We start from the raw sequence: 26965 nt of genomic DNA on the forward strand, positions 1-26965 counted from the left end.
CCGCGTTTGACTGATGCGCTGCGGGGAGAACCGGCGGTTTCCGGATCATGCTTTCGGCCCGCGCTGTGTAGGGGGATGGGACGCGGAGGTCAATAGCAGGGGTGGCTGCCGAAACACGCGGCAGTAGCGAGGATTCGCTCGCCGATTCCGTCGCTTAGGCCGGGGTTTTGAACCTGATTGGCGGGCCGTCATCCACGCCCAAAGACCTCGTGACTTCTGATCACGGGGGCCGGGCGCCCAAATCGGCCCCGGATCAGTTCGCCTCCCGCCGCACCTCGCTCGGCACCGGCTGTGCGGGGCCGGCGGGTGTCGGCAGCGCGACGGGGCGCAGGCCGATCAGCTCGGCGGTGCGGATCGCGCTGTCGCGCCAGAACTGGAACGAGTTGATGCGGCTGAGCTCGAGGATCGCAATCGCGACCGCGGCGAGGAACGGCAGGCTTTGCAGCACCAGCACGCCCGCGAAGATGTAGATCTCGGTGATCTGCCTGAAACTGTTGGAGGCGATCAGCACGCCGGAGCCGATCAGGAGCAGGGCGCCGATCACGGCTTCCCAGAACGCCTGGAACTCGATCGACATCCTGGACAGGCCGCCCTTGGAGGTGCGCGCGAACGCGATGTGCTCGGTGATCAGTCCTTGCGCGACCGCGCGCGACACCGTCCATTGCACGCTCATGGCTGCGATCATGGCACCCAGCATCTGGCCGGGTTTGATCGCGACGCGCAGCCGGTACATCGACAGGAAGTGCGCGAGCGAGACGACGAAGGCGCCGATGATCGGCAGCGTCAGAATCTTGTCCGGGATGGCGATGTCGGCAAACGCCACGATCGGCACCCAGATAAGGTTGAGCAGCGCCACGACCACGCCGAGGCTTTCGGCCCCCAGCCAATTCAGCCAGCCGAGACCATATTCGCGCTTCTGGTCGGGCGTCAGCCGGCTCCGTCCGGGCAGGAAATGCCGCCAGTGCTTCTTCACGATCTGGAGGCCGCCATAGGCCCAGCGGTGGCGCTGCTTCTTGAAGGCCTCGTAGGTATCGGGCAGCAGGCCCTGGCCGTAGCGGTAGCGGGTGTAGTGGGTGGTCCAGCCGAGCTCCTGGATCGCGAGCCCGAGGTCCGAGTCCTCGCAGATCGTGTCTGATGACCAGCCGCCCGCCATGTCCATCGCCGCACGGCGGATCAGGCACATCGTGCCGTGCACGATGACGGCGTTGAGCTCGTTGCGCTGGACCATGCCGATGTCGAAGAAACCGGCATATTCGCCGTTCATGATGTAGTGCATGATCGACAGGTCGCCGTCGCGATGCTCCTGCGGCGCCTGCACCAGGCCGACGCGCGGGTCGGCGAACGCCGGCACGAGGTCCTTCAGCCAGTCGGGCTCGACGACATAGTCGGCATCGAGGATGCCGATGATCTCGGCATCGACGGCGGTGCGGTCCATGGCGATGCGCAGCGCGCCGGCCTTGAAGCCCTGCACCTTCTCGGCGTTGATGAACTTGAAGCGTTCGCCGAGCGCGCGGCAGTGGTCCTGGATCGGCTGCCAGAATGCGGGGTCGGGCGTGTTGTTGATGATGACCACGCATTCGTAGTTCGGATAGTCGAGCCGCGACAGCGCATCGAGCGTCTGCTTGAGCATGTCGACCGGCTCGAAATACGCGGGGATATGGATCGAGACCTTCGGGTAGTAATTCTCGGGCACGTTCTCGATCGGCTTGCCCTTGGCAAGCAGCCGCTGCGGCGGCCGGCCGAAGGCGACGGCCGCGATCTCGTCGACGCGGGCCATCGCGATCAGCACCAGCGGCACGAGCAGGATCATGCCGAGCGTCAGTGCGAAGGCCGAGCCGAAGACGAAATAGTGCCCGTTCCAGAACGCGAACACGATCGCAGCCCAGGCGCCGACGCCGTTGGCGGTGGCTGACAGCAAGAACGCCTGCTTGGCGGTCGGTTGCTCCAGCCGCAGGATCGGCAGCGACAACAGGATGCCGACCAGCAGCGCGATCGTCATCAGTTTCCAATAGTCGGGATTCTCGACCGGACCGGTCCAGGCGAATTTCGGCTCGCGGCTGGCGTTGAGGATGCCCCAGTAAGGACCGACGCCGCCTTCAAAAAACTTCCAGGGCTGATCGATCGCTTCGACGATGTTGTATTCCATGCCCATGGCTTCGGCACGGCTGACGAAGTTGCGCAGCGTCAGCGCTTGCTGGAACGGACCCGGATCGGCCTTGCGCAGATTATAGCCCGCGCTCGGCCAGCCGAACTCGGCGATCACGATGCGCTTGCCGGGAAACAGGTTGCGCAGCAGGTTGTATCGGTCGACGGCCTGGTCGACCGCCTCGTCCGAGTGGAAATTCTCCCAATAGGGCAGCACGTGCGCAGCGATGAAGTCGACGTTGGAGGCCAGGTCGGGGTTGTCGCGCCAGATGTTCCAGATCTCGCCGGTGGTGACGGGCACGCGGACCGCGCTCTTCACCTTCTTGATCATCTCGATGAGGTCTTCGACCTTCTGCTCACCGCGGTAGATCACCTCGTTGCCGACGACGACGCCGTTGACGTTGCTGTTCTTGCGGGCGAGCTCGATCGCGGCCTTAATCTCGCGCTCGTTGCGATCCGGGTCCTTGCCGATCCAGGCGCCGACGGTGACCTTGAGGCCGAATTCGGCGGCGATTGGCGGCACCAGTTCGTTGCCTTCCGTCGCAGAGTAGGAGCGGATGGCACGCGTCATGGTGGAGAGCTTCTTCATGTCGGCGCGAATCTTGTCGGGATCGACATTGTTGTCGACGACATGCCCCGGTTCGAACGGGGTGTAGGAGAGGCTCGGCAACAGGCCCTTGAAGTCCGGCGCAGGTTCCTTGTCGCGCAGGACTCCCCAGAGGCCGGCGTGGAGCATGGACACGAGCAACAGAACGGCGGCGACAACGCGCATCGCGGCTAAACCAAAAGGGGCTGAGGGGGCAGGGCAGCGGATCCGACCCCGAGATCCGACCAAGTCCGCGGCAAATGGAGCATACCTCTGCCGCGCGGTTTCTCAACTGTCATGGCCTCATGTCCTTATCAGGGCATGGCCTTGTTCGGTCGGGTTAACGCGCGGCAGTGCCGTCAGTTGCTATCGCCGATCGTTCCTGAACGGCGGCTGAAACGATCGCGGCTATTTCTGGGGAGCGGGTGACGGGCTTGCCGCAGGCGCGGGGCTCGCGGCCGGCTGGGGCGGCTGCGCACTACCGGCCGTCGGCGCCGGAGGCTGGGAGGCCGCGGCGGCCGCCTGCTGCGGCTGGGAGGCCGGATTGATCCAGCACGCGTGCACCCGGCTGTCCAGGGTCTCGGCGATCTTGGGATCGATCTGGGCGCCGAAGCGGGTCAGGCAGCGGAACGCCGCCTGGATGTGGCCGCCAGGGCAACCGAAGCGGTCATAGAGGTCGAGATGGCGGAACGCGGTATCGAGGTCATCCCGCCACATCAGCCGCACCACGCGCCGGCCGAGCCAGACGCATTCGGGGTTGCCGGCCGGGCCGTTGATGGCCTGGGCGGCTTCGGCGAATTCGTCGGTGCGGCGCTGGTTCTGGGCGGTGGCGTCCTTGGCGGCGTCGGCGGGCTGGGCGGCAGCCTTGCCCTGGTCAGGTGCGGGCGAGCCGCTCTGGGCGGAAACGCCGCCGATGTTGGCCAGGAGGACAAGGGAAGAGACGGCCAAAGTGGCGGCGAACTGCCGCAGGACCGCATTTCGTAACTCGAACACCCGTCGCCGCATGAATTCCCCAATATCTCAGCCGTCCGCCCGCGCGGGAGGACCTCGCGGACGCCGACGTGATGGCGTCCAAATGGGTCTCCAATGCGGCGGAAAAGTCCCGCAAAATCCAATGACCTGTAATTGGAATTTTGTCCAGCAAAGTCACGATCCTAGGGCCCGGTCGAACGGCCGCAGCCCAATTCCCCGGGGAGAGTGCGCAGCCGACCTGCCTCACCCCCTTGGCAGATGGCGTGCGAGCAGGTAATCGACGGACCCTCGCGGAGGACGGAACCGATTTCACTTCGTACGCCACTGGCGCTCCTGCTCGTCTCCCTGGGTGCGATTGCTGCCGTGTGGTGGTGGCTTGCCACGCCGATCACGCTCGCGCGCGCGCCCATCGATCCCAACGACAAGGTTCAATGCGTCTCCTACGCCCCGTTCCGGGGCGACCAGACGCCGCTGAACGAATGGACCCACATCGAGGCTGACCAGCTCGAGCAGGATCTGCGCCAGCTCAAAGAGATCACCGATTGCGTCCGCACCTACTCGATCGAGAACGGGCTCGACCAGGTGCCTTCGGTCGCGGCCAGGATCGGCGGGCTGAAGGTGATCCAGGGCATCTGGCTCGGCAGCAACCGCGCCAAGAATTTCGCACAGGTTGCGACCGCCGTTCGCCTCACCAAGGAATTTCCCGACACCATCTCCGCGCTCGTCGTCGGCAACGAGGTGTTGCTGCGCGGAGAGATGACGACGTCGGACCTCACCGCAATCATCCGTTCGGTGAAGGCGCAGGTCACCGTGCCCGTGACCTATGCCGACGTCTGGGAATATTGGCTGAAGAACCGCGAGGTCTATGACGCCGTCGACTTCGTCACGATTCACATCCTGCCTTATTGGGAGGATATGCCGGTGAAGGCGAAGTTCGCCGCGAGCCACGTCGAGGCGATCCGCGAGCGCATGGCGGTGGCGTTCCCCGACAAGGAAATCCTGATCGGCGAGACAGGCTGGCCGAGCGAAGGCCGCATGCGCGAGGGCGCGCTGCCGTCGCGCACCAATCAGGCCCGCGTGGTCTCGGAAATCCTCGGGCTCGCGAAGGCGCTGAAGTTTCGCGTCAACCTGATCGAGGCCTATGACCAGCCGTGGAAGCGGCGGCTCGAGGGCACCGTCGGCGGCTATTGGGGCCTGATCGACTCCGTCCGGCGCCAGCTGAAATATCCGCCGGGCGAGCCGATCAGCAATTTCCCGTTCTGGAAATGGTACATGGGCGCCGGCATGGTCCTCAGCGTGCTGGTGTTCGCGGTGGCCGGCATCACGCTGCGCCGCCGGCCCTGGACGCCGCGCTTCTCGGCCTGGCTCGGCGTCGGCATCTCCGCGACATCGGCGGGCATCCTGCTCGGGATCGCCGTCGACAAGATGTATTACGAGAGCTACGGCTGGGGCGGCTGGCTGCAATGGGGCATGCTGCTGCTCGCCGGCATCCTGTCGCCGATCTTCTGCGCGCAGGCGCTTGTCATCGGCCGCAATTTGCCGAGCTTCCTCGACCTGCTCGGTCCGCGCGAAGGGCGGAAATGGTCAAAGCTCTCGGCCGTGCTGGGCCTGACCCTGGCGGTGACGGCGGTGATCGCAGCCGAGACCGCGCTCGGCTTCGTGTTCGACCCGCGCTATCGCGACTTCCCCTATGCCTCGCTGACGATGGCGGTGGTGCCGTTCGCGCTGTTGATGCTGAACCGCCCGCAGATCGGCGTGCGACCGATCGCGGAAGCGGTGTTCGCAGGGCTGCTGGCGCTGTCGGCGGTCTACGTGATCCTGAACGAAGGCCGCGATAATTGGCAGGCGATGTGGACCTGCGCGATCTATCTCTTGTTCGCGCTCACGCTGTGGCGGGCGCGGGCCGAGCAAAGCCAAGGATGAGCAGGCCGATCGCCAGGCCCGACAGCACGATGTTGTAGAGCACGATGCCGAGGCCGGCTGCGACCACGCCGAGCGTGAGCAGCACGATCGACGGCCGCATCAGGTTCAGCGTCGCGATCACCAGCGCGACGATGCCGAACACCGAATTCTTGAACAGCGACGTCGACACCGAGCGCGCCTTGCAGATCATGGTCTGCAGGCCGGCATCGCATGCGAGCGCCACCTGCGAGAACTCGACCGCGAGATAGCGCACATAGAGCGCCCAGCCGACGGTGACGAAACCGACGACGATGAGAAACTGCACCTGGTAGGGCGTGAGGCGAAACGGCTTCTTTGTCATGCCGGCAATATGGTCGGGATGGCGGGAGGGAGCAACAGGGGCGGGAGGATTTTTGCACCGGGGGCATCGCGGAGGGGCCGCTGCATGGATTTGCGGCATCCCGAACGCATTAGAACCGTAGCCATACGGATTTGCGGGAATTTCAACGTCGCCTAACATTCGACTTGAAGCGTAGGCGTGATCGCAGATCTAATCAGAAGCAGATCACGTCGTTCAAGAACGCGACTGCGGGGATGCGAGCGAGGTTGGCAATGGTTGAAGCGTTGCAGGTCAATTTTGCGCTTTGGGGTATGATCATTTGCGGGGCAATCAAGATCAGCCAGTTGATGGCCGCTCTCTAGGCGGCGCTGTCTCAGGCGAGATGCTCCGGCGTTTCAATCGGAAGCCCTGATCCCCTCAACGTCTGAAAAACGACGATATCGTCGAACTCGCCGATGCCGTCTCCGGCTTGGCCTGAGCGGCCGGCTGCGGCGCGGGTGCAGGCGGCGGCGCCGGCTCCTCGCGCCTTGACGAGCGCTTGGAGGAGTAGCTTCGGCGACGCTTGTCCGGCTTGGCGGCGGGCGCGGGCGCAGGCGCGGTTTCAGCTTGCGGCACCGCGTCCTGGCTCTTTTCCTGGCTCTTCTCCGAGCTCTTGTCCTGGTTCTTGTCTGAACCCTTGTCTTGTCCCTTGTCAGCGCCGCCGCGCATCGACAGGCGCTGGCCGTCGAACACGGCCGTCTCGCAGTGGCGGTCGTTCTCGGCAAGGCCTGCGCAAAGCTTTGCGGCGGCGGCAGCATTGATCAGGGGGCCGGCCCCCAGACGGAGCTGCATGCCGAGGCCGTTATTGCCTTCCTTGATCATAATGATCGGCCGCAGCGCGGCGACCTCCGGATGGGACTTGCTCAGGCTGCGCCAGAGCGCGCGCAGGCCGTCGACCGAGTTCGCACCGCCGAGATCGATGGCAAAGCGCGTCTGCTGGACTGCGATTGCGGGAGACTCGGCTTCGGTTGCCTCGGGGGGCTTGGCTGGCGCCGCGGCGACTTCGGTCGGGGCGGGCGTCGACTCGGGCTTCTGCTCCGAGGCGTCTGGTTGAGGCTGAATCAGTTTCGAAGCCGCCGGATCAGGCGGCGCCATGATCGACTTCGATGGCACCAACGGCAGGATTGGCACCGCCGACGTCGTCAGCGGAACGAGCGATGCGGCAGAGGCAGTCTGTGGCGGCGGGCCCGGTTGATCCTTGGCCGCGTCTTTCAAGCTGTCCTTCGACGCTTCCTTCGACGCTTCCTTGGGCTCCTTGCCGGCCCCCGCGCGCGGCTTGTCGACCAGCGAGGCCGCGGTCGAGGCGACCGGCGCGACATCCGGAGCCGGGGGCTGCGCGGTGGCGACCGGCGTGTCCTGCGGCTTCGATGCGGGCGCTTGCGGCGATGTCGCGCTCTGCTTGGCGATGGCGCCGGTGACGGAATCAAGTCCCTGCTCGAGCACCGTGACGCGCGAATAGAGCCGGTCGCGATCGGTGTTCAGCGTCTCGATGGCGGAGGCGAGGCGACGCGCCTCGAGCTGGCTTTCCTTGGTCAGAACCTGCAGACGATCGGACTGGCGGGCGAGATCGGCGGAGGCGACCTGGTCGCGCCGCCAGCCGAGCTGGGCCTGGTTGGCCAGCACGGCCACCACAACGGCACCGACGGCCGCGACTCCCCACGAGCCCAGCCGCCACATCATCCGGCGATCGAATGTGCTTTCTTCAGCCAAGAGTCCGGAGAACAGCCCGCCGGTCTCCTTGTCGCCGAAGGCATCCGCCAGTGGGTCGGAATCCTTTGCCATGAACGTTTAGTGCCCAGCCCTGCCTGGCTTCCCCGAATCAATCAGGGAACATTAACAGGAAAACCCACGCGCACTTGAATTCCGGGCGTTTGCGGGGGTAGCAAGGCAACAAGCTCGGACGACATTGACGTGTCGCCCATCGATGTGATGATCGATTCGGCCATATTTGACAGGATTGCGATGACCGCCCGCTCAAGCCTCACGATCGTGCTCGCCGCCGGCGAAGGCACGCGCATGCGATCCAGCCTGCCGAAAGTGCTGAATCCCGTAGCTTCCCAGACGCTGCTTGCCCATGTGCTCGGTGCCGCACCGCGCGGAACCGGCACTGCGCTTGCGGTCGTGATCGGCCCTGATCACCAGGCGGTCGCGGACGAGGCGAAGCGGATCCGCTCCGATGCGCTCATCTTCGTGCAGGCCGAGCGGCTCGGCACGGCGCATGCCGTGCTGGCGGCGCGGGAGGCGATTGCGCGAGGCGTCGACGACGTGCTGATCGCCTTCGGCGATACGCCGCTGATCTCGGCCGAGACCTTTGCACGGCTTCGCGCGCCGCTGGCGAAAGGTGCTGCGATTGCCGCGCTCGGTTTTCGCGCGGCGGATCCGACCGGCTATGGCCGCTTCATCGTCGAGGGCGACCGTCTGGTCGCGATCCGCGAGCACGCCGACGCCAGCGCGGACGAGCGCAAGATCGATCTGTGCAATGCCGGCGTGATGGCGATCGACGGCCGCCGCGCGCTCGCGATCCTGGACAAGATAGGCAATGCGAATTCCAAGGCAGAGTATTACCTGACCGATGCGGTCGGCGTCGCCCGCAGCAATGGATGGGAGTCCGTGGTGATCGAAACCAGCGAGGACGAGGTGCGCGGCATCAACACCAAGGCCCAGCTTGCGGAAGCGGAAGGCGTGATGCAGGCCCGGCTGCGCAAGGCCGCGATGGAGGCCGGCGTCACGCTGATCGCCCCCGAAACCGTGTATCTCGCCGCCGACACCGTGTTCGGCAAGGACGTCACCATCGAGCCGTTCGTGGTGATCGGACCGGGTGTCTCGATCGCCGACGGCACCGTGATCCATTCCTTCTCGCATATCGTCGAGACCACGCTCGGCAAGAAGGTTTCGATCGGACCCTATGCGCGCTTGCGTCCCGGCACCACGCTCGGCGATGGCGCGCGGATCGGCAATTTCGTGGAGACCAAGGCCGCGACGCTGGAGGCCGGCGTCAAGGTCAACCATCTCTCCTACATCGGCGACGCCACCATCGGCGCCAATTCCAACATCGGCGCCGGCACCATCACTTGCAACTACGACGGCTTCAAGAAGTACAAGACGGTGATCGGGCAGGGCGCCTTCGTCGGCACCAACTCCTCGCTGGTCGCGCCGGTGAAGATCGGCAACGGCGCCTATATCGGCTCGGGCTCGGTGATCACGCGCGACGTGCCGGACGACGCCATGGCGCTGGAGCGCAGCCCGCAGACCATTCGCGAGGGTGGTGCTGCGCGCTACCGCGAGATGAAGACCAGCGGCAAAAAGTTGGAAAAGAAGCCGGAGAAATGAGCGGCCGGATCCCAGGCGCTTTTCTGTGTCGTTAGGGCTGCGCGCTCATGAACGACCTGGATGTATTCGAATTCCTCGTCAAGCACGTCGTCATGCCGCCGGGACGATGGGTGCTGGAACAGGTCGGCGACCCCGACCCAACCGAGATCGCGTCGCTGGTCACCGGCCTGACGTTCTGGGCGTTCGTCGTTTGCCTCGTCTTTGCCCTGGTGCTGGGGTGGTGAGGCGCGCCCTCAGTCGTCGTCGGCGACTTCCGAGAACATCGCGCGCGACAAGCGCCAGCCGCGCGGCCTGGCGCGCTTTGCCGGTTCGCCTTTGGCCTGCGTCATGAGGACGGGCTTGCTTTCCTTGCCGCGCTCCATGGCGCGCTGAGGCGGCGGCCAATGCGCGAGGCGAGTGCCGGTGCTCTCACTGGCGAGCAGATACGTCGTTGGCAGACCTTTGCGGTCGGACGTGGCTTTCATGGCCTTGATCTCCCGAGCGAGAATCGTTGGCCAAACTTGTTGACAACAAGTTAATCCGTGCGGTTAAAGCCGACCACATCGACATAGGCGAAGCTTGACGTCGCCGGCTGCTGTCGCAATCCGTCATAATTATTGAGTATCTGGTTCCTTAGGAACTTCGCTAAAAACCGAGCGCGTCGTTTAGGCGATTTTTCGACGATTTGGGGGATATTGATCCGCATGTGCGGGATTGTCGGCATTCTCGGGCGCGAGCCGGTTGCAGAGCAATTGGTGGATTCGCTCAAACGTCTTGAATATCGCGGCTATGACTCCGCGGGCGTCGCCACGCTCGAAGGCAAGCATCTAGAGCGCCGGCGCGCCGAGGGCAAGCTGAAGAATCTGGAGAGGCGGCTGGAAGCCGAGCCTTTGAAGGGCACGACCGGAATCGGTCACACCCGCTGGGCCACGCACGGCAAGCCGACCGTCAACAACGCTCATCCGCACGCGACCGAACGCGTTGCCGTCGTCCATAACGGCATCATCGAGAATTTCCGCGAGCTGCGCGAAGAACTCGAAAAGAAGGGCACGGTGTTCCACACCGAGACCGACACCGAGATCGTGCTGCACCTCGTCGACGATCTCTTGTCACGCGGCAACAAGCCGGTGGAAGCGGTCAAGCTGACGCTGGCGCGGTTGCGCGGTGCCTTCGCGCTCGGCTTCATCTTTGCCGGCGATGATGACCTCATGATCGGCGCCCGCAACGGTCCGCCGCTGGCGATCGGCTATGGCGACGGCGAGATGTATCTCGGCTCGGACGCGATCGCGCTCGGCCCGTTCACCGACACGATCAGCTATCTCGAAGACGGCGACTGGGTGGTCCTGACCCGCAAGAGCGCGACGGTTTTCGACAAGGACGGTCACGCCGTCGAGCGCGACAGGATCAAGCATGCCGCCTCGACCTCGCTGGTCGACAAGGCGAACTACCGCCATTTCATGGCGAAGGAGATCCACGAGCAGCCGGAAGTGGTCGGCCACACGCTGGCGCGCTATGTCGACATGGCGACCGAGCGCGTCTCGCTGCCGGTCAAGCTGCCGTTCGACTTCAAGGACATCCAGCGCATCAACATCACGGCCTGCGGCACCGCAAGCTACGCCGGCATCGTCGCAAAATACTGGTTCGAGCGTTTTGCGCGCCTGCCGGTCGAGGTCGATGTCGCATCCGAATTCCGCTACCGCGAAGCGCCGTTGCGCAAGGGCGATCTCGCCATCTTCATCTCGCAATCCGGCGAGACTGCCGACACCCTGGCGGCGCTGCGCTATGCCAAGGCCGAGGGCGCCCACACCATCGCCGTCGTCAACGTCCCGACCTCGACCATCGCGCGCGAAAGCGAGACCGTGCTGCAGACGCTGGCCGGCCCCGAGATCGGTGTCGCCTCGACCAAGGCCTTCACCTGCCAACTCATGGTGCTGGCCAACCTGGCGATCGCGGCCGGCAAGGCCCGCGGCGAATTGTCCGCCGAGGACGAGACCAAGCTCGTGCACGGCCTGGTCGAGATCCCACGCCTGATGTCGGATGCGCTCACGACCGAGCTCCAGATCGAGAAGCTCGCCCACAGGATCGCCAAATCCCGCGACGTGCTCTATCTCGGCCGCGGCACCAGCTTCCCGCTCGCCCTCGAAGGCGCGCTGAAGCTGAAGGAAATCTCCTACATCCACGCCGAGGGCTATGCCGCCGGCGAGCTCAAGCACGGCCCGATCGCGCTGATCGACGAGACCATGCCGGTCGTCGTGATCGCGCCCTACGACCGCGTGTTCGAGAAGACCGTCTCCAACATGCAGGAGGTCGCCGCCCGCGGCGGCAACATCATCCTGATGACCGACGCCAAGGGCGCGGCGGAGGCGACGGTGGAGTCGCTCGTGACCATCGTCATGCCCGACATGGCCGCGGCCTTCTCGCCGATGGTCTATGCCGTTCCCGTGCAACTGCTCGCCTATCATACGGCGGTGGTCATGGGCACCGACGTCGACCAGCCGCGCAATCTCGCGAAATCCGTGACGGTGGAATAGGCAGCAGGGACCAGGCCGCGCTCTTCCAAAACCTGCTAGAAGCCCCTAGCTTGAACCAAGCGACCGACCTGGAACCCGAATGACCACCCGCGACGACGCGCCTGCGCCTCTTGATCCCGCCCCGGAACCGCATACCGGCCTGATGGGCCGGTTTCGCAATTATTTCCTGACCGGGCTGATCGTCACCGGTCCGATTGCGATTACACTGTACCTGGTCTGGTGGTTCGTCACCTGGGTCGACGGCGTGGTGCGGCCTTTCGTGCCGCTGGCCTATCGGCCGGAAACTTATCTGCCTTACGGCGTCCCCGGTTGGGGACTGATTGTCGCATTCTTCACGCTGACGCTGGTCGGATTTCTCGCGGCCAACCTGATCGGCCGCACCCTGGTCGACGTCGGCGAGACGTTCCTCGGCCGGATTCCGGCGGTGCGTGCGATCTATCGCGGTCTCAAGCAGGTGTTCGAGACGCTGTTCTCGGGCAAGGGCTCGAGCTTCCGCAAGGTCGGTCTCGTCGAGTTTCCATCGCCCGGCATGTGGTCGATCGTGCTGATCTCGCAATCGCCGAGTGAGGACATCGCGCGCAGCCTGCCGGGGCAGGAAGAACATGTCTCGGTGTTTCTGCCATGCTCGCCGAACCCGACCACCGGCTTCTTCTTCTATGTGCCCAGGAGCAAGATCATCGAGGTCGACCTCAGCGCCGAGGATGCCGCAACGCTGATCATGTCGGCCGGCGTGGTGCAGCCGGGCGCAGCGCCGGATCCGAAGAAGGCAGCCGCGCTCGCCGGCATGGCCAATGCCGCGCGCATTGCCAACGCCTCCACGCTCCGGCCCGAGCCTGCGAAGGCGGAGTAGGGCCATTCCGCGGCGGGATGGCCGCGGATCAGGCGGGCGTTCGCATCCTCTGCTAATGTTCCGGTCGAACTGAGCGACAACGCTCGGAATTCGAACTGGAGTGCCCCCGATGTCGAAAACCATTGCGATCCTCGCGCCCGGTGCCATGGGCAGCGCGGTGGCGCGACGCCTGAGCGATAACGGTGCGCGCGTGCTGACATCCTTGAAAGGGCGAAGCGAGGCGACGCTGAAACGGGCCGCGGATGCGGGCATGGTCGGCGCCGAGGACGATGCGATCGCGGACGCTGATATCATCCTCTCGATCGTGCCGCCCGGCGAGGCGGTGGCGCTGGCCGAGCGGCTGGCCGCGCTGATCGTGAAGCGAGCAAAGAAGCCGGTCGTGGTCGACTGCAACGCCGTCAATGTCGACACGGTGAAGCGGATCGAGGAGATCATCGGCTCGGCGCAGGCGCCCTTCGTCGACGGCGGCATCATCGGCTTCCCGCCGCAACCCGGCGGCAAGAGCCCGGCGTTCTATCTGTCCGGCGAGCACGCCAGAGACATCGCCGTGCTCAGAGATTTCGGGCTCGATGTTCGCATCGTCGAAGGCCCGGTGGGTGCGGCCTCCGCGCTCAAGATGTCCTATGCCGGTATCGTCAAGGGTCTCGCCGGCATCGGCTCCGCCATGGTGGTCGCGGCCACGAAAGCGGGTGCAGCGGATGCGCTGCGCGACGAGCTCGCCCTCAGCCAGCCCGCCATCCTGGCGCGGCTCGAGGTCGCGCTGCCCGACATGATCCCGAAGGCCTATCGCTGGGTCGCGGAGATGCAGGAGATTTCCGGCTTCCTCGGGCCGGATCATCCGGCAAGCCAGATCTACCAGGGCTTTGCCAAATGGTTCGAGCATCTGGCCGGGGACGCGAAGGGTGAGGCGGTCGATGCGTCGCTGTTGAAGGCGTTTGCCGCAAGCATCGCGCAGAAAAAGGCCTGATGATCAGGCATTCGCGATCAGTCTGCCTGCTCATGCAATGTGGCGACGGCTGACGATCGCTGACATGACACGGGAGTTGGAATGAGAGTGCTGGTGATCGGCGCGGGAGCGCTCGGAGGTTACTACGGAGCGTGCCTGGTTCGAGCGGGCGCCGACGTGACTTTTCTGGTGCGATCCGCGCGGGCGGAGCAGTTGCGGCGCGACGGATTGAGCGTCAAAAGCCCGCACGGCGACTTCGCCGTGCAGCCGAAGATCCTGCTGGCGAACGAGCTCAACGATCCCTTCGACGTCGTGCTCGTTGGCGTGAAGGCCTATTCGCTCGACGACGCCATGAGCCAGTTTGCCCCGGCCGTTGGTGCGAACACGATGATTTTGCCGATCCTCAACGGATTGAAGCACATCGACGCCCTGACCGCGCGGTTCGGCGCCGGGCACGTCCTCGGCGGGCTCGCAAATGTCAGCGCCGGGCTCGATGCGGATGGTCGCGTCGTTCAGTTCATGGCCAACCAGACCATCGTCTTCGGCGAGGTGAAGGGTTCGTTGAGTGAGCGTGTGCTCGCGCTGGAGACGCTGCTGCGAGTCCCCGGCATCGACGTGCGCGCCAGCGACGTGATCATGCAGGACATGTGGGAGAAGTTCGTCCAGCTGAGCACGCTTGCCGGGATCACCTGCCTGATGCGCGCCAGCATCGGCGACATCCTGACCGTGCCGAATGGTGAGCGGTCGATCTTCCGGCTGTTCGCGGAGCATTGCGCGGTCGCGACCGCCTCTGGCTTCGAACCGCGCGCGCCGTTCATCGAATTCGACCGCAAGCTGTTCACCACCGCGAACTCGCCGCTGAAGGCGTCGATGCTGCGGGATATCGAGCGCGGTTCGACCACCGAGGCGGAGCATATCCTCGGCGACATGGCCAATCGGGCCCGGTCGCTTGGCATCGAAACACCCGTGCTCGATCTCGCCCGGGCGCATGTCGCGGCTTATGAGGTTGGGCGGCAGAAAGCGGCGAGCTAGCCGGCCCCGATCAGCGGGATCGCCTCGTCGCGCTCATAGAGGTACAGCAGGCAGCGCAGCGCCTCGCCGCGCTCGCCCTTCAGCTTCGGATCGTCCTTCATGATGCGCAGCGCCTCGTCGCGGGCCTGCGTGATGAGCTGGCCGTGGACCTCCGAGCGCGCGATGCGGTAACCGGGCAGGCCGCTCTGGCGGACGCCGAGCACATCGCCTTCGCCGCGCAGCTTGAGATCCTCTTCGGCGATACGAAACCCGTCGGTGGTCTCGCGGATCACTTTGAGCCGCGCTTTCGACATTTCGCCCAGCGGCTCGCTGTAGAGCAGAATGCAGGTCGAAGCCTCCGAGCCGCGTCCGATGCGGCCGCGCAGCTGGTGCAGCTGGGCGAGGCCGAAGCGTTCGGCATTCTCGATCACCATGATGGTGGCGGCCGGCACGTCGACGCCGACCTCGACCACGGTGGTCGCGACCAGAAGTCCGATCTCGTGGGCCGCGAACTGGCCCATCACGCGGTCCTTCTCGGTGCCCTTCATCTGGCCATGGACGAGGCCGGCGCGATCGCCAAAGCGCTTCTGTAGGCTCTCGAAACGCTTGGTCGCGTTGGTGAGGTGCTCGGTACCCTCGGCCTCGGACTCCTCGACCAGCGGGCAGATCCAGTACACCAGCTTGCCGGATTCGAGCGCACGGCCGACGCCGTCCATGACTTCGCCGAGCCGGCTCATGGCGACGGCGCGGGTGTCGATCGGCTGGCGTCCGGCGGGCTTTTCGCGCAACTCGCTGATGTCCATGTCGCCGAAATAGGTCAGCACCAGCGTGCGCGGGATCGGCGTGGCGCTCAGCACCAGAACGTCGACGGCTTCGCCCTTCGAGGTCAGCGTCAGGCGCTCGCGAACGCCAAAACGATGCTGCTCGTCGACGATGGCCAGCGCCAGATCGTGGAAGATCACGTCGTCCTGGATCAGCGCATGGGTGCCGACGAGCAGATCGATCTCGCCCTCGGCGAGTTGCGCGATGATCTCGCGTCGCTCCTTGCCCTTCTCGCGGCCGGTGAGGATCGCGACCCGCATGCCGGCGCGCTCGGCCAGCGGCGCGATGGTCTTGATGTGCTGACGCGCCAGGATTTCGGTCGGCGCCATCAGCGCGGCCTGCTTGCCGACCTCGGCGACAGCGGCGGCAGCGAGCAGCGCCACCACGGTCTTGCCGGAGCCGACGTCGCCCTGGAGCAGGCGCAGCATGCGCACGGGCTGTTGGAGATCGCTCGCGATCGCCGCGGCTGCGTCGCGTTGGGAGGACGTCAAGGCATAGGGGAGGGCGTCGATGATCCTGTGGCGCAGGTGGCCGTCGCCGGCGTTGCGCACGCCGGCCGGGCGGCGCAATTGGGCGCGGATCAGAGCGAGCGCGAGCTGGCCGGCAAGCAGTTCGTCAAAGGCGAGGCGGGACCAGAACGGCTGGTCCGGCAGAATGTCTGTCAGCTCGACCGGCTGGTGCACGCGATTGAGCGCTTCCGCGATCGGCGGGAAATGGCAGCGGCGCAGCACCTCCGGGCTGATCCATTCGGGCAGGGCCGGCAGCTTCTGCAGCGCCTGCGCGATCGCGCGGCGGAGCGAGCCGAGTGCGAGGCCCTCGGTGAGCGGATAGACCGGGTCGATGCCCGAGAGCTTTGAGATCGCCTCCTCGTCGAGCACGCGGTCGGGATGCACGATCTGCGGGATGCCGTCATACATCTGCAGCGTGCCGGAGACGAAGCGCTTCTCGCCCATCGGCAGCAGCTTTTCGACATAGCCGGGCTTGGCGCGGAAGAAGGTCAGCACGACGTCGCCGGTGTCGTCGCTGGCATAGACCAGATACGGCGCGCGGGAGTTGCGCGGCGGGGGCGGGCGGTGACGGTCGACGGTGACCTCCAGCGTCACCATGGTTCCCACACCAGCGTCGCGGATTTTCGGCCGCGCCCGGCGGTCGATGACCTGGCTCGGCAGATGCAGCAGCAGATCGACCAGCCGCGGCGTCTCGTTGCGGCTGAGCAGATATTGCAGCAGCTTGTCCTGCTTCGGACCGACGCCGGGAAGCGTGGTCACGGGAGCAAACAGCGGATTGAGCAGGCTGGGGCGCATGGACGCGAATCTAGGATCGTTTCGGCCCGTCATGCCCGGCTTTATGCCGGGCATCCACGTCTTTTTTCGCGGCCCTTTGCGCCGGTGCGGCCATGCCAAATCGAGGGCTGACACGGCAGGTCCGAGTGGCTATATCACCCCGGCCCGGCACGTCCGGGCTTTCGGCGTTTGACTGGATTTGAGACATGACGGGAACGACACGATCGAGCAACGGGCTGGACGACCGCCGCAAGCGGTTGCTGTTCCGCTGCTGGCACCGCGGCACGCGCGAGATGGACCTGATCCTCGGCCGCTTCGCGGACGCCGAGATCGCCAATCTCTCCGACGCCGAGCTGACCGAGCTGGAGATCCTGCTCGAGGTCAACGATCCCGACCTCTATGCCGCCATCACCGGTGACAAGGTGCTGCCAGCTGATGTCACCGGCGCCCTGTATGCCCGGATCAAGGCCTATCCGATCGCGGACCGCGACGTATGAAACCGGGAATGAAATCTCCGGCCGAGCTGCTGACGCCCGGCCGCGCGGTGACGCTTGCCAATGTCGCCGAAGGCGCCGAGGGCCTCGTCGTCTCCGATCTTGCGCGCGCGCTGGCGGCGCGGCCGAAGAAACCGCCTGTCAGCCTTGCCGTGGTCTGCCGCGACGGTGCCCGCATGCAGCAGCTCGAGCGCGCGCTGCAATTCTTCGCGCCCGATCTGCCGGTGCTGACCTTCCCGGCCTGGGACTGTCAGCCCTATGACCGTGTCTCGCCGCATGGCGGCATTCTGGCGCAACGTCTGACCACGCTGGCACGGCTCGCCGCGCTCACCGGCAGCGACAAGCCGCTGATCGTGCTGACCACGGTGAACGCTGTCGTGCAGCGCGTGCCCGCGCGCGAGCTGGTCGCGGCGCAGGCGCTGTCGGTTGCGCCCGGCAATGTCGTGCCGATGGATACCATCGTCGCCTGGCTGGAGCATAACGGCTACAATCGTTCCTCGACCGTGCGCGAGCCCGGCGAATACGCCGTGCGTGGTGGCATCCTCGACCTGTTTCCGGCGGGCCTCGAGCAGCCGGTGCGCTTTGACTTCTTCGGCGACAGCCTGGAATCGATCCGCACCTTCGACGCCGAGACCCAGCGCACGCTGCTCGACATGCGCGCGCTCGACCTGGTGCCGATCTCGGAATTCCAGCTCGTCACCGACACCATCCGCCGTTTCCGCATGGGCTATGTCGCCGAGTTCGGCGCACCCGAGCGCGACGATGCGCTGTACGAGGCCGTCAGCGAAGGCCGCCGCCATCCCGGCATGGAGCACTGGCTGCCGCTGTTCCAGGACCGGATGGACACGCTGTTCGACTATCTGCAAGGCGCCGCCGTCGCGATCGAGCCGCAGGCCGAGGACGCCGTCCGCGAGCGCTTCAAGCAGATCCAGGACTATTACGAGGCGCGCCGCGATGCGATGGAGCATCCGGGCGGCGGCGCCATCTACAAGCCGCTGCCGCCTGACCGGCTCTATCTGACCGAGAGCGAGTGGGGCAAGCGGATCGGCGCCATCCCGCTGGCGCGGCTGACGGCGTTCTCCGTGCCGACCGACGGCACCAGCGTCGTCGATGCCGGCGCCCGCAAGGGCCGCGATTTTGCGCCCGAGCGCAACGACAGCACGGTCAACGTGTTCGAGTCCGTCGTCGCCCATGTCATGGGCCTGCAGGCGAACCGCAAGAAAGTCGTGATCGCACTCTGGAGCGAGGGCTCGCGCGATCGCATGACCTCGATGCTGCGCGACCACAAGCTGACCCACACCACCAGCGTCAACGCCTGGCGGACGGTGCAGGCGACCCCGCGCAACGAGACCATGCTCGCCGTGCTCGGCCTGGAGAGCGGTTTCGAGACCGACGAGATCGCTCTCATCAGCGAGCAGGACATTCTGGGCGACCGCCTGGTGCGGCCGCGCAAGGCGAGCCGCAAGCTCGACAATTTCATCTCGGAGGTGACGAGCCTCACCGCGGGCGACATCGTCGTCCACGTCGATCACGGCATCGGCCGCTTCATAGGCCTGCAGACGCTCGACGTCGCCGGCGCGCCGCATGACTGTCTCGAGCTGCACTATGCCGCCGAGACAAAGCTGTTCCTGCCGGTCGAGAACATCGAGCTGCTGTCGCGCTACGGCTCCGACCAGACCACGGTCGAGCTCGACCGTCTCGGCGGCTCCGGCTGGCAGACGCGCAAGGCGAAGCTGAAGAACCGCATCCGCGAGATCGCGGGTGAGCTGATCAAGATCGCGGCTGCGCGCCATTTGCATGAGGCACCCAAGATGCCGGTGCAGCAGGGCGTCTATGACGAGTTCTGCGCGCGCTTCCCGTATGACGAGACCGAGGACCAGTTAGGAGCCATCGAATCCACCCTCAAGGACCTCGAGCTCGGTCGCCCCATGGATCGTCTGATCTGCGGCGACGTCGGCTTCGGCAAGACCGAGGTGGCGCTGCGTGCGGCCTTTGCCGTTGCGCTCGAAGGCAAGCAGGTCGCGGTCGTGGTGCCGACCACGCTGCTCGCGCGCCAGCACGCCAAGACCTTCACCGAGCGCTTCAAGGGCTTTCCGGTGAACGTGGCGCAGGCCTCGCGCCTGGTCGCGACCAAGGAGCTGAACCTGGTCAAGAAGGGCATTGCCGACGGTTCGGTCGATATCGTCGTCGGCACCCACGCGCTGCTCGGCAAGGCGATCAAGTTCCGCGATCTCGGCCTCGTCATCGTCGACGAGGAGCAGCACTTCGGCGTCACCCACAAGGAAAGGCTGAAGGCACTGCGTTCCGAGGTGCACGTGCTGACGCTGTCGGCGACGCCGATCCCGCGCACGCTGCAGCTGGCGCTGACCGGCGTCCGCGAGCTCTCGATCATTGCCTCGCCCCCGGTCGACCGTCTCGCGGTGCGCACTTTCGTTGCCCCGCACGATCCGCTGATGATCCGCGAGGCGCTGCTGCGTGAGCGCTATCGCGGCGGCCAGGCGTTCTACGTGGTGCCGCGCATCGACGACCTCGCCGAGGTCAAGGACTTCCTCGACAAGAACGTGCCGGAGATGAAGGTCGCGGTCGCGCACGGCCAGATGCCGCCTGCGGTGATCGAGGACATCATGACCGCGTTCTACGACGGCAAGTTCGACATCCTGCTGTCGACCACGATCGTCGAATCCGGTCTCGACATTCCCAACGCCAACACGCTGATCGTGCACCGCGCCGACATGTTCGGCCTCGCCCAGCTCTACCAGCTCCGTGGCCGCGTCGGCCGTTCCAAGCTGCGGGCCTATGCCCTGTTCACGCTGCCGGCGCAGCAGAAGATCACGGCCCAGGCCGAACGCCGGCTCACTGTGCTGCAATCGCTGGAGACGCTGGGCGCCGGCTTCCAGCTCGCCTCGCACGACCTCGATATCAGAGGCGCCGGCAATCTGCTCGGCGAGGAGCAGTCAGGCCACATCAAGGAAGTCGGCTTCGAACTCTACCAGTCGATGCTGGAGGAGGCGATCGTCAACCTCAAGGCCGGCGTTTCCGAGCCCGCCGCCGACCGCTGGTCGCCGACCATCACCATCGGCATGCCCGTGCTCATTCCGGAGGATTATGTCGGCGATCTCTCGGTGCGGTTGTCGCTCTACCGGCGCCTCGCCGATCTCGACAGCGAGGAGGAGATCGAGAACTTCGGCGCCGAGATGCGTGACCGCTTCGGCGTGCTGCCGGACGAGGTGCGCTATCTCTTCAAGGTTGCCGCGATCAAGGCGTTCTGCCGCCAGGCCAATGTCGGCAAGATCGATGCCGGCCCGAAGGGCGCCGTCATCACCTTCCGCGACAATTCCTTCGCCTATCCCGACCGCCTGGTGTCGTTCATCCGCAGCTATGGTCAGGCCGCTAAGGTCCGGCCCGACATGAAGGTGGTGTTCCTGCAGGATTGGGAGACGCCGGAAGAACGTCTCGCCGGCACCACGGAGATCATGCGGCAGCTGGCGCAACTCGCGCAGAAAAAGAAGGCGGCGTAGGCGAGGTGCCGTAGGGTGGGCAAAGGCGCTCTTGCGCCGTGCCCACGATTTTTCCGCGACGATAGGTGTGGTGGGCACGCTTCCGCCTTCGCTCTCCGAGCTGCGGCGGACAAGCCGCTTTGCCCACCTGACGGGGTCCAGGTCGTCGTTACGAGGCCGCCCTTGATGCGACGGCGGGCGGACGCGCGGAGCAGAAGGCGGCTTAATTCGATTGCCGTGCATAGTCATGTTGCCGCGCGGTCAAAGCCCGCGCGTCGATAGGTAGCATTGCGTTTTTGGTGGCAAAGGCACGTCCTTCAGAGAGCGGATTTGATCGATCGCGGGTGGGCTCTCGATAGGGGCCAGCGCATGCTCGAGCTTTGGAACAAATGGTACGAGACCCTGGTCTCGGTCGAGGCGCTTGCCACCGTCGTCGTGATTGCCGTGGTGGCTGCTGGTGTTATTTCGCTGGTGGAAAGTAGGCGCCCGACAAAACATTGATCGAGAGAGGCGTCGGCAAACTGGCCATCCGGGACGCCCCTCTGCAAGAGGACAAAATGATTGCTCCTCATGCAAGCTGGACAAACAGGAACGCTCCCTGGCGGGATTCCTTCGGCATGCTCGCGCTATTGAGCATGCTGATCGCGGCACCCGCATTGTTGATGATCCACTTGCTGGAGTCCGAACTCGTCCTGCCTGCGCTCAGCATTCTGCTTTTCTCAGGCGCAATGATCGCCGCTCTTTTAGCCCGAACGGATTCGGAAAATGTAACGCTGGAAAATGTAACGCTATGGGATATTGCCGGTGCATTCACCATGATGGGTTGCGCCGCGGCGATTTTCAGCGAACCGGATCAAGTGGCACTGTTTTTCGAGCCGCTGACCCGTGATTGAATTTCCCATCACAGATGTCCTGAACGTTCTTTTGCAGGTCGTTCTGATCGACCTCGTGCTCGCTGGCGATAACGCCATCGTCATCGGTCTTGCCGCCGCCGGACTTCCTCAGACGCAACGGGTCAAGGCGATCTTGATCGGCATCGTCGTCGCGACGATTCTGCGCGTGCTGTTCGCCGTGTTAGCCACGCAAATCCTCCAGATCGTCGGCCTCCTGCTCGCCGGCGGAATCCTGTTGTTGTGGGTGTGTTGGAAAATGTGGCGAGAGTTGCGCGCCTCCTCGACAGGGCCCGCAGGTGCGAGGGAGGCCGGAGCAAGCGCAGGAAGCCAGCCCCGCAAAACACTCGTCCAAGCGAGTTGGCAGATTATCGTGGCCGACGTTTCCATGTCGCTCGATAATGTCCTGGCTGTCGCAGGGGCGGCACGCGAGCATCCCGTGGTCATGATTTTCGGCTTGGGGCTTTCCATTGCGATGATGGGCGTGGCCGCTTCTTTCATAGCGCGCCTGCTGCACGATCATCGATGGATTGCCTACGTCGGCCTGGCCGTGATTCTGTACGTGGCAGTCGACATGATCTTTCGCGGAACGCTGGACATCATGAGGGTTGCGTCGACATGACGTGCGGCCGCGTCGTGTCTTGCGTCTGCGCTGGCCTACCTACGACGCCGCCCTTGAAGCGTCCGCCGATAGCCGCCCCAGCAGCGACCTTGCCGTATCCGACGGCGACAGCGAATCCACGCTGACGACGGGATCACTGCGCATCTCGTGCTTGCCGTTGGACGTGTGCTTCATCACCGCCGACAGTCGTCGGGCGATCATGTGCGCGGTGCGGAAGTCGGTCTCGGCGAACACCACGATCACCGAGCCGTCCTTCTGCGCGGCGCCAAAATCCATCTGCCGCATCAGGCGGCTGAGGATGCGTGCGGCATCGAGCTGCGCGCGGGGATTACCGGGATCGAAGGCGAAACGTGCCACCGACAGGCCGCCGCCGCGGGCGAGCGTCTGCTCGACCGCCTTGGCAAAATCGCGGGCGAAGGCTTCGACCGTCAACAGGCCGCTGCGCGGGTCGAGCCAGCCGCCGGCGTCGATCGAGCGCAGCGTGCGGCTCAGTTGCGCTTCCATCGCGTGCTGGCGGATCAGCGGCAGCGCATTGGCCGCGACCTTCGCAGGTTCGCCCGCGATCAGCTCGAGATTGGGCAGGTCGTAGCTCTGGGTGAGCTGATGCGCGGTGACGACCACCGGCAGGTTGCGGAAGCGCGTGTCCTCCGCAAGCACCGTGAGGAAGGCATCGGTGACGCGCGGGGTGAAACCGTCGGAGAGCACGACGCCGTCGATGTCGCGGGTGTTGAGATGTTTTGCTGCGGCCTCGATCGAGAGCGCGCCGACCACGCCGGTGCGCTCGCCGAGTGCGACGGAGAGCGCCGGGTAGGCGGCACCGCGGCCGATCAGCAGCACGATGGCATCGCGCATCGGATCGGCCTCCGGCACGGCGACCTTCGCCTCCGGCAGCCGGCGCAGCACGGTGGCGTGCAGCGTGCGGACGCGGATCGCGGCGCGCAGGCGCGCGATCAGGCGTTCGGCAGCATTGCCGCGGGTGGCGAAGGGCAAGGCGTTGTGGGGCAGCGGAGTCTGTGCATCCAGCGCGACCAATGGAAGATAAAGCGGCTGGTCAGCGATCTTCTTGGCGAGGAGCGCGATATGGGGCTCGTGGCCGGCTGACATGGCGGCGAGGACTGCGGCCGGCTGAACCTCGCTGACGGCGCGCGCCGCGCTCGCCCAGTCGCTGTCGACGATGGGAAACAGACGGGCCTCGTCCAGCGCCGCGATGAAGGCGGGGCGCTCGGCATTGGACACAAACAGGATCGGGCCCGCCTGGGACATGGGATACTCTGATCACGCAATCGATGCAGCGCAATCTAGTCCGGCGGCCTTAATGCAGCGTCAATGTTCCAGCCAAAACTGTGCTCAAACCGGCCCGGAGCGGTCGCGAAAAGCCTCGACCATCAGGGGGTTAAGGCCGAGTTCGCTCAGCGCCTCGCGGGCGCGGGTATTGTCCTGGGCCCGGCCGGCCAGCCGATGGCCCGAGAGGCGGTCGGGCAGGGCCGTCAGCAACGCGCCCTGGCCGAGCCGGCGTGCCCATTCCTGGAGGTCGTTGGAGAGGAAGCGATAGCCGCCGACCGCCATGATGCCGGAGGGCGGCGCGGTGATGCAGATCGCGCCACTGGCGCGGTCGATCCGCGCGGCATAGCCGGTGTCGACGTAGTCGCGAGGCGGCTGCGCCGTCAGCGTCTCGCCGACCGGCTGCGGCGGAGCGTAGGCCGCGATCGGCACCATCGGGCCGCGCAGGCCGAGCGTGCCCTTCGGGGTCAGCAGGATATCGCCCGCGATCGAGGAGCCGGACTGCTCGCGCGGAGCGCCATGCGGTCCCGGCATCACCGTAACAGGCACGCCGTCCTCGCCGCGCCGGGCGCCGAACAGCCCGGCCTCGCCGAACAGATAGACGTCCGTGAGCGCCGCATGCGGCGCGATCCAGGCTTCGCTTGCGGCCACCTGCTCCGGCGCGCGCCAGAGCCCGATGACATTGCGCAAGGTCGGCATCCGCGCCGCGAGATTGGAATCGCCAAGCCGCAGCGCGAGCTGGGCCGGCGCGATCAACACGTCGCATGCGTGCTCGTTGATCTGCTGCTCCAGCACCTCGCTCTCGAACGGATGATGCAGCGCCAGCGTGCCGCCGCAGAGCAACCAAACCGCGAGCGAGGAGGCGAGGCCCGCGAACGACATCGGCGTGAACGCCGACATCACGGTCGCGCCCTGCTGGATGTCGGCTTCCAGCGACATCGCAAGCCCGCCCGCGATCAGGCTGAAATGCGGCCGCGGCACGGGGCGGAAGCCTTCCGCTGTGACATCGAACGAGATCATCGCCGCCTTGCGGCCGTCCTGGATCACCGCGCGCGTGGTGCCGGGCGGGCGCGTGAGCACCTCGTCGAGCGAGGCCATGCCTTCGGGCAGATCGGCGCCGAAGCCGAAGACGTGGCGGATCGAGAAGGCTTCGGCGGCCGCATGCATCGCCAGGTCGGAATAGCTGACGCCGTCGACCTTGCTCATGGTGACGATGGCGCGCGCCGCGGTGCGGTTGAGCGCGGCCGCCAGCTCTGCCTGCCGCCACAGCAGCGGCAGCACGGCGACCACGAGGCCGGCGCGATGGGCGGCGAGCACCGTCAGCACGAACTCGACCGTGGAAGGCAACTGGATGGCGATCACCGAATTGGCCGGCAGGCCCGATTCGACGAAATGCGCCGACAGCGCCTCGATGGCCGTGTCGGCTTCGGCATAGGTCAGCCGCCGCGGCTGGTGCCCGGTGATGCGGGATTTGTTGAGCGGGTCGAGCAGGGCGGGCGCGTGCGGCTGTCGCATCAGCGTCCGCTGGAACAGCGTGTCGAGCGTCGGCGATACGGCTGGCTGGTTCACGGCGTCACTTCGCTGGACTGGCTTGAGGCTCACCCTTCGACCACCAGGTCTCCGGCAGATAGCCGGACAACGCCGTGGTCGATGGTCGTTCTATCCGATTCCAACGCGCGATCCATTGTTCGGATACGTTAAACAGGGGGATTGTGTAGAAGCCCGCGATCAAGGCGCGGTCGAGTGCCCGGACCGCCGCGACAAAAGCCGTATGATCACGGGCCTCCAAAAGGGCTTTGATCATCGCGTCGATGGCGGGATCCCTGGCGCCCATGTAGTTGCGGGTGCCCGGATTGTCGGCGGCAGCACTGCCCCAATAGAAATACTGCTCGTTGCCGGGCGACAGCGACTGGTCCCAGCGGTTCTGGATCATGTCGAACTCATAGGCCAGCCGGCGCTGGTCGAACTGCACGGGATCGACCGAGCGCACGCTCGGCGCGATGCCGGCGCGTTTGAGGTCGCGCTGGAAGGCGAGCGCGATGCGCTCCTGGTCGCGGGTCGTCACCAGCATCTCGAAGGTGAAGGGGGCCTTGGTCGCGCGGTTGCGCAGCACGGTGCCGTCGAGATCGTAACCGGCGTCGGACAGGAGTTTGAGCGCAGCGCGCAGCGTCGTCCGGTCGCGCCCCGAGCCGTCGGTGACGGGAAGGCGGTAGCTGCCGTCCATGATGTCCGGCGGGATCTGCGCGGCAAACGGCTTCAGCAATTCGCGTTCGCGTGCATCCGCAGGGCGGCCATAGGCCGAGAGGTCGGATCCCGCGAAATAGCCGGCGACCCGCGAATACAGCGAGAAGAAATAGTTGCGATTGACCAGCTCGAAATCGAACAGCAGCGTCAGCGCCTGGCGCACGCGGATGTCGGCGAAGATCGGACGGCGCGTGTTGAACACCAGGAATTCGGAAGGCTGCGGCACACCGGGTTTGATGGTGTCGCGGATCACGTCGCCGTTCCTGGCGGCCGGAAAATCGTAGCCGTCGTGCCAGCGCAACGGCTCGTGCTCGACGCGGAAATCATAGAGGCCGCGCTTGAAGGCTTCGAACTGGCCGTTGGCTTCGCGAAAATAGTCGAGCCGGATCTCGTCGAAATTGAACAGCCCGCGATTGATCGGGAGATCGCGGCCCCAATAATCGGGATTGCGCGAGAGCGTCACGCTGGCGCCGGGCTTGACCGCCGTGACGCGATACGGGCCCGAGGCAATCGGCCCGGTCAGCGTCGTCTCCTCGAAGGTCGCGACATCGACGGCGTGCTTCGGCAGGATCGGCATCAGGCCGAGGATCAGCGGCAGCTCGCGGTCGTTGGCGCCGGCGAGGTCGAAGCGGACGGTGAGGGGATCGGGCGCCTCGGCCTTGGCGACCTTGGCGTAATATTGCCGGAGGTTGGGACGGCCGTGGTCGCGCAGCAACTGCCAGGAGAACAGCACGTCCTCGGCAGTGACCTGCTTGCCGTCGGAGAAGCGCGCGCGCGGATCGATGCGGAACGTGACGTAGCTGCGCTCGTCATCGGTCTCGACGGTCTTGGCGAGCAGGCCATAGAGCGTGAACGGCTCGTCCTGGCCGCGCGAGAGCAGGCTTTCGACCACGTAGGCGCGGATCGGCTGCACGGCCAGTCCCTTCACGATGAAGGGGTTGAGGCTGTCGAAGGTGCCGAGGATGCCCCAGGTCAGCCGGCCGCCCTTGGGGGCATCGGGGTTGGCATAGGGCATGTGGGCGAAATCGGCCGGCAACGCCGGCTTGCCGTGCATGGCGATCGCGTGGGCCTCCTCGGCTCGCGCGCCGCCGAACGCCGACAGCCCGATGGCGAGGGCCAAAGCGATGCTGCAGAATCGGACGCTGGGGCCCTCGAGCAGGCGCTGGAACATGAACATTCGGACACGTTGATTCGAGGGCCG

Annotated in this window: 21 protein-coding genes; 12 read left to right on the forward strand and 9 right to left on the reverse strand. The window is 65.6% G+C overall.

Features of this window, described 5'->3' with window-relative positions; all coding sequences use genetic code 11:
• Window positions 1-253: 253 nt before the first annotated feature.
• Window positions 254-2917, reverse strand: coding sequence for a glycosyltransferase (locus QA645_RS21575; RefSeq protein WP_254193782.1), 2664 nt, complete (start codon window positions 2915-2917; stop codon window positions 254-256).
• Between the two features lie 222 nt (window positions 2918-3139).
• A complete protein-coding gene (locus QA645_RS21580) occupies window positions 3140-3736 on the reverse strand; it encodes a beta-1-3, beta-1-6-glucan biosynthesis protein (RefSeq protein WP_254131560.1) in 597 nt (198 codons plus the stop codon).
• Window positions 3737-3961: 225 nt separating this feature from the next.
• On the opposite strand from QA645_RS21580, the gene QA645_RS21585 reads away from it, so the two are divergent.
• On the forward strand, window positions 3962-5626 hold the full coding sequence (locus QA645_RS21585) for a beta-(1-6) glucans synthase (RefSeq protein ID WP_254135416.1): 1665 nt from the start codon (window positions 3962-3964) through the stop codon (window positions 5624-5626).
• On the opposite strand, the gene QA645_RS21590 is transcribed toward QA645_RS21585, so the two are convergent.
• Window positions 5586-5966: a hypothetical protein gene (locus tag QA645_RS21590; RefSeq protein ID WP_254131559.1), complete on the reverse strand. Its 381-nt coding sequence runs from the start codon at window positions 5964-5966 to the stop codon at window positions 5586-5588. The genes QA645_RS21585 and QA645_RS21590 overlap by 41 nt on opposite strands.
• Window positions 5967-6362: 396 nt before the next feature.
• Window positions 6363-7766, reverse strand: coding sequence for a hypothetical protein (locus QA645_RS21595; RefSeq protein ID WP_283052945.1), 1404 nt, complete (start codon window positions 7764-7766; stop codon window positions 6363-6365).
• A gap of 180 nt (window positions 7767-7946) precedes the next feature.
• Between QA645_RS21595 and glmU the strand changes: the two genes are divergently transcribed.
• Complete coding sequence (gene glmU / locus QA645_RS21600; protein ID WP_283052947.1) at window positions 7947-9314, forward strand: bifunctional UDP-N-acetylglucosamine diphosphorylase/glucosamine-1-phosphate N-acetyltransferase GlmU; 1368 nt, start codon at window positions 7947-7949, stop codon at window positions 9312-9314.
• Window positions 9315-9361: 47 nt separating this feature from the next.
• Window positions 9362-9538 carry a hypothetical protein gene (locus tag QA645_RS21605; protein WP_254131556.1) on the forward strand — a complete coding sequence of 59 codons (177 nt, stop codon included), beginning with the start codon at window positions 9362-9364 and terminating at the stop codon, window positions 9536-9538.
• Between the two features lie 9 nt (window positions 9539-9547).
• On the opposite strand, the gene QA645_RS21610 is transcribed toward QA645_RS21605, so the two are convergent.
• Entirely contained in the window at window positions 9548-9778 is a 231-nt protein-coding gene (locus QA645_RS21610) for a hypothetical protein (protein ID WP_254131555.1), read from the reverse strand.
• A gap of 219 nt (window positions 9779-9997) precedes the next feature.
• Between QA645_RS21610 and glmS the strand changes: the two genes are divergently transcribed.
• The 4 genes from glmS to panE all read left to right on the forward strand — a co-directional run bounded on the left by glmS (window position 9998) and on the right by panE (window position 14652).
• Window positions 9998-11824, forward strand: coding sequence for a glutamine--fructose-6-phosphate transaminase (isomerizing) (gene glmS / locus QA645_RS21615; RefSeq protein WP_254131554.1), 1827 nt, complete (start codon window positions 9998-10000; stop codon window positions 11822-11824).
• Window positions 11825-11903: 79 nt separating this feature from the next.
• Window positions 11904-12674 (forward strand): DUF502 domain-containing protein, encoded by a 771-nt coding sequence (locus QA645_RS21620; protein ID WP_254131553.1) that lies wholly within the window; start codon window positions 11904-11906, stop codon window positions 12672-12674.
• Between the two features lie 109 nt (window positions 12675-12783).
• On the forward strand, window positions 12784-13641 hold the full coding sequence (locus tag QA645_RS21625; RefSeq protein WP_283052951.1) for an NAD(P)-dependent oxidoreductase: 858 nt from the start codon (window positions 12784-12786) through the stop codon (window positions 13639-13641).
• Between the two features lie 81 nt (window positions 13642-13722).
• Window positions 13723-14652: a 2-dehydropantoate 2-reductase gene (gene panE / locus QA645_RS21630; protein WP_283052952.1), complete on the forward strand. Its 930-nt coding sequence runs from the start codon at window positions 13723-13725 to the stop codon at window positions 14650-14652.
• Here panE and recG read toward each other — a convergent pair.
• A complete protein-coding gene (gene recG, locus QA645_RS21635) occupies window positions 14649-16757 on the reverse strand; it encodes an ATP-dependent DNA helicase RecG (RefSeq protein ID WP_283052953.1) in 2109 nt (702 codons plus the stop codon). The genes panE and recG overlap by 4 nt on opposite strands.
• 185 nt (window positions 16758-16942) lie before the next feature.
• Here recG and QA645_RS21640 point away from each other — a divergent pair, with 185 nt between their 5' ends.
• The 5 genes from QA645_RS21640 to QA645_RS21660 all read left to right on the forward strand — a co-directional run bounded on the left by QA645_RS21640 (window position 16943) and on the right by QA645_RS21660 (window position 22239).
• Window positions 16943-17233 (forward strand): succinate dehydrogenase assembly factor 2, encoded by a 291-nt coding sequence (locus QA645_RS21640; RefSeq protein WP_254193774.1) that lies wholly within the window; start codon window positions 16943-16945, stop codon window positions 17231-17233.
• Window positions 17230-20748 (forward strand): transcription-repair coupling factor, encoded by a 3519-nt coding sequence (gene mfd, locus QA645_RS21645; RefSeq protein ID WP_283052956.1) that lies wholly within the window; start codon window positions 17230-17232, stop codon window positions 20746-20748. Before QA645_RS21640 ends, mfd begins: the two co-directional genes overlap by 4 nt.
• A 348-nt stretch (window positions 20749-21096) precedes the next feature.
• A complete protein-coding gene (locus tag QA645_RS21650) occupies window positions 21097-21228 on the forward strand; it encodes a hypothetical protein (protein ID WP_256561598.1) in 132 nt (43 codons plus the stop codon).
• A gap of 56 nt (window positions 21229-21284) precedes the next feature.
• Window positions 21285-21620, forward strand: coding sequence for a hypothetical protein (locus QA645_RS21655; RefSeq protein WP_254193772.1), 336 nt, complete (start codon window positions 21285-21287; stop codon window positions 21618-21620).
• Window positions 21613-22239: a TerC family protein gene (locus tag QA645_RS21660; protein ID WP_283052958.1), complete on the forward strand. Its 627-nt coding sequence runs from the start codon at window positions 21613-21615 to the stop codon at window positions 22237-22239. The genes QA645_RS21655 and QA645_RS21660 overlap by 8 nt, the downstream gene beginning before the upstream one ends.
• Window positions 22240-22278: 39 nt before the next feature.
• Here the strand turns inward: QA645_RS21660 and QA645_RS21665 are convergent, their stop codons facing one another.
• The 3 genes from QA645_RS21665 to QA645_RS21675 all read right to left on the reverse strand — a co-directional run bounded on the left by QA645_RS21665 (window position 22279) and on the right by QA645_RS21675 (window position 26941).
• A complete protein-coding gene (locus QA645_RS21665) occupies window positions 22279-23502 on the reverse strand; it encodes a GGDEF domain-containing protein (RefSeq protein WP_254131545.1) in 1224 nt (407 codons plus the stop codon).
• An 84-nt stretch (window positions 23503-23586) separates the two neighbouring features.
• Window positions 23587-25089 (reverse strand): class I adenylate-forming enzyme family protein, encoded by a 1503-nt coding sequence (locus tag QA645_RS21670; RefSeq protein WP_283052961.1) that lies wholly within the window; start codon window positions 25087-25089, stop codon window positions 23587-23589.
• Between the two features lie 4 nt (window positions 25090-25093).
• Window positions 25094-26941 carry an extracellular solute-binding protein gene (locus QA645_RS21675; RefSeq protein WP_283052963.1) on the reverse strand — a complete coding sequence of 616 codons (1848 nt, stop codon included), beginning with the start codon at window positions 26939-26941 and terminating at the stop codon, window positions 25094-25096.
• Window positions 26942-26965: the final 24 nt, after the last annotated feature.

The sequence above is a fragment of the Bradyrhizobium sp. CIAT3101 genome (assembly GCF_029714945.1).
Taxonomy (GTDB): Bacteria; Pseudomonadota; Alphaproteobacteria; order Rhizobiales; family Xanthobacteraceae; genus Bradyrhizobium.

Coding starts and splice junctions, on each gene's coding strand:
- QA645_RS21590 (WP_254131559.1), bottom strand. CDS start 5,966: ATGACAAAGAAGCCGTTTCGCCTCACGCCCTACCAGGTGCAGTTTCTC.
- QA645_RS21595 (WP_283052945.1), bottom strand. CDS start 7,766: ATGGCAAAGGATTCCGACCCACTGGCGGATGCCTTCGGCGACAAGGAG.
- recG (WP_283052953.1), bottom strand. CDS start 16,757: ATGCGCCCCAGCCTGCTCAATCCGCTGTTTGCTCCCGTGACCACGCTT.
- QA645_RS21625 (WP_283052951.1), top strand. CDS start 12,784: ATGTCGAAAACCATTGCGATCCTCGCGCCCGGTGCCATGGGCAGCGCG.
- QA645_RS21675 (WP_283052963.1), bottom strand. CDS start 26,941: ATGTTCATGTTCCAGCGCCTGCTCGAGGGCCCCAGCGTCCGATTCTGC.
- QA645_RS21655 (WP_254193772.1), top strand. CDS start 21,285: ATGATTGCTCCTCATGCAAGCTGGACAAACAGGAACGCTCCCTGGCGG.
- glmS (WP_254131554.1), top strand. CDS start 9,998: ATGTGCGGGATTGTCGGCATTCTCGGGCGCGAGCCGGTTGCAGAGCAA.
- QA645_RS21605 (WP_254131556.1), top strand. CDS start 9,362: ATGAACGACCTGGATGTATTCGAATTCCTCGTCAAGCACGTCGTCATG.
- QA645_RS21610 (WP_254131555.1), bottom strand. CDS start 9,778: ATGAAAGCCACGTCCGACCGCAAAGGTCTGCCAACGACGTATCTGCTC.
- QA645_RS21665 (WP_254131545.1), bottom strand. CDS start 23,502: ATGTCCCAGGCGGGCCCGATCCTGTTTGTGTCCAATGCCGAGCGCCCC.
- QA645_RS21640 (WP_254193774.1), top strand. CDS start 16,943: ATGACGGGAACGACACGATCGAGCAACGGGCTGGACGACCGCCGCAAG.
- QA645_RS21650 (WP_256561598.1), top strand. CDS start 21,097: ATGCTCGAGCTTTGGAACAAATGGTACGAGACCCTGGTCTCGGTCGAG.
- glmU (WP_283052947.1), top strand. CDS start 7,947: ATGACCGCCCGCTCAAGCCTCACGATCGTGCTCGCCGCCGGCGAAGGC.
- QA645_RS21620 (WP_254131553.1), top strand. CDS start 11,904: ATGACCACCCGCGACGACGCGCCTGCGCCTCTTGATCCCGCCCCGGAA.
- QA645_RS21575 (WP_254193782.1), bottom strand. CDS start 2,917: ATGCGCGTTGTCGCCGCCGTTCTGTTGCTCGTGTCCATGCTCCACGCC.
- QA645_RS21580 (WP_254131560.1), bottom strand. CDS start 3,736: ATGCGGCGACGGGTGTTCGAGTTACGAAATGCGGTCCTGCGGCAGTTC.
- QA645_RS21585 (WP_254135416.1), top strand. CDS start 3,962: ATGGCGTGCGAGCAGGTAATCGACGGACCCTCGCGGAGGACGGAACCG.
- mfd (WP_283052956.1), top strand. CDS start 17,230: ATGAAACCGGGAATGAAATCTCCGGCCGAGCTGCTGACGCCCGGCCGC.
- panE (WP_283052952.1), top strand. CDS start 13,723: ATGAGAGTGCTGGTGATCGGCGCGGGAGCGCTCGGAGGTTACTACGGA.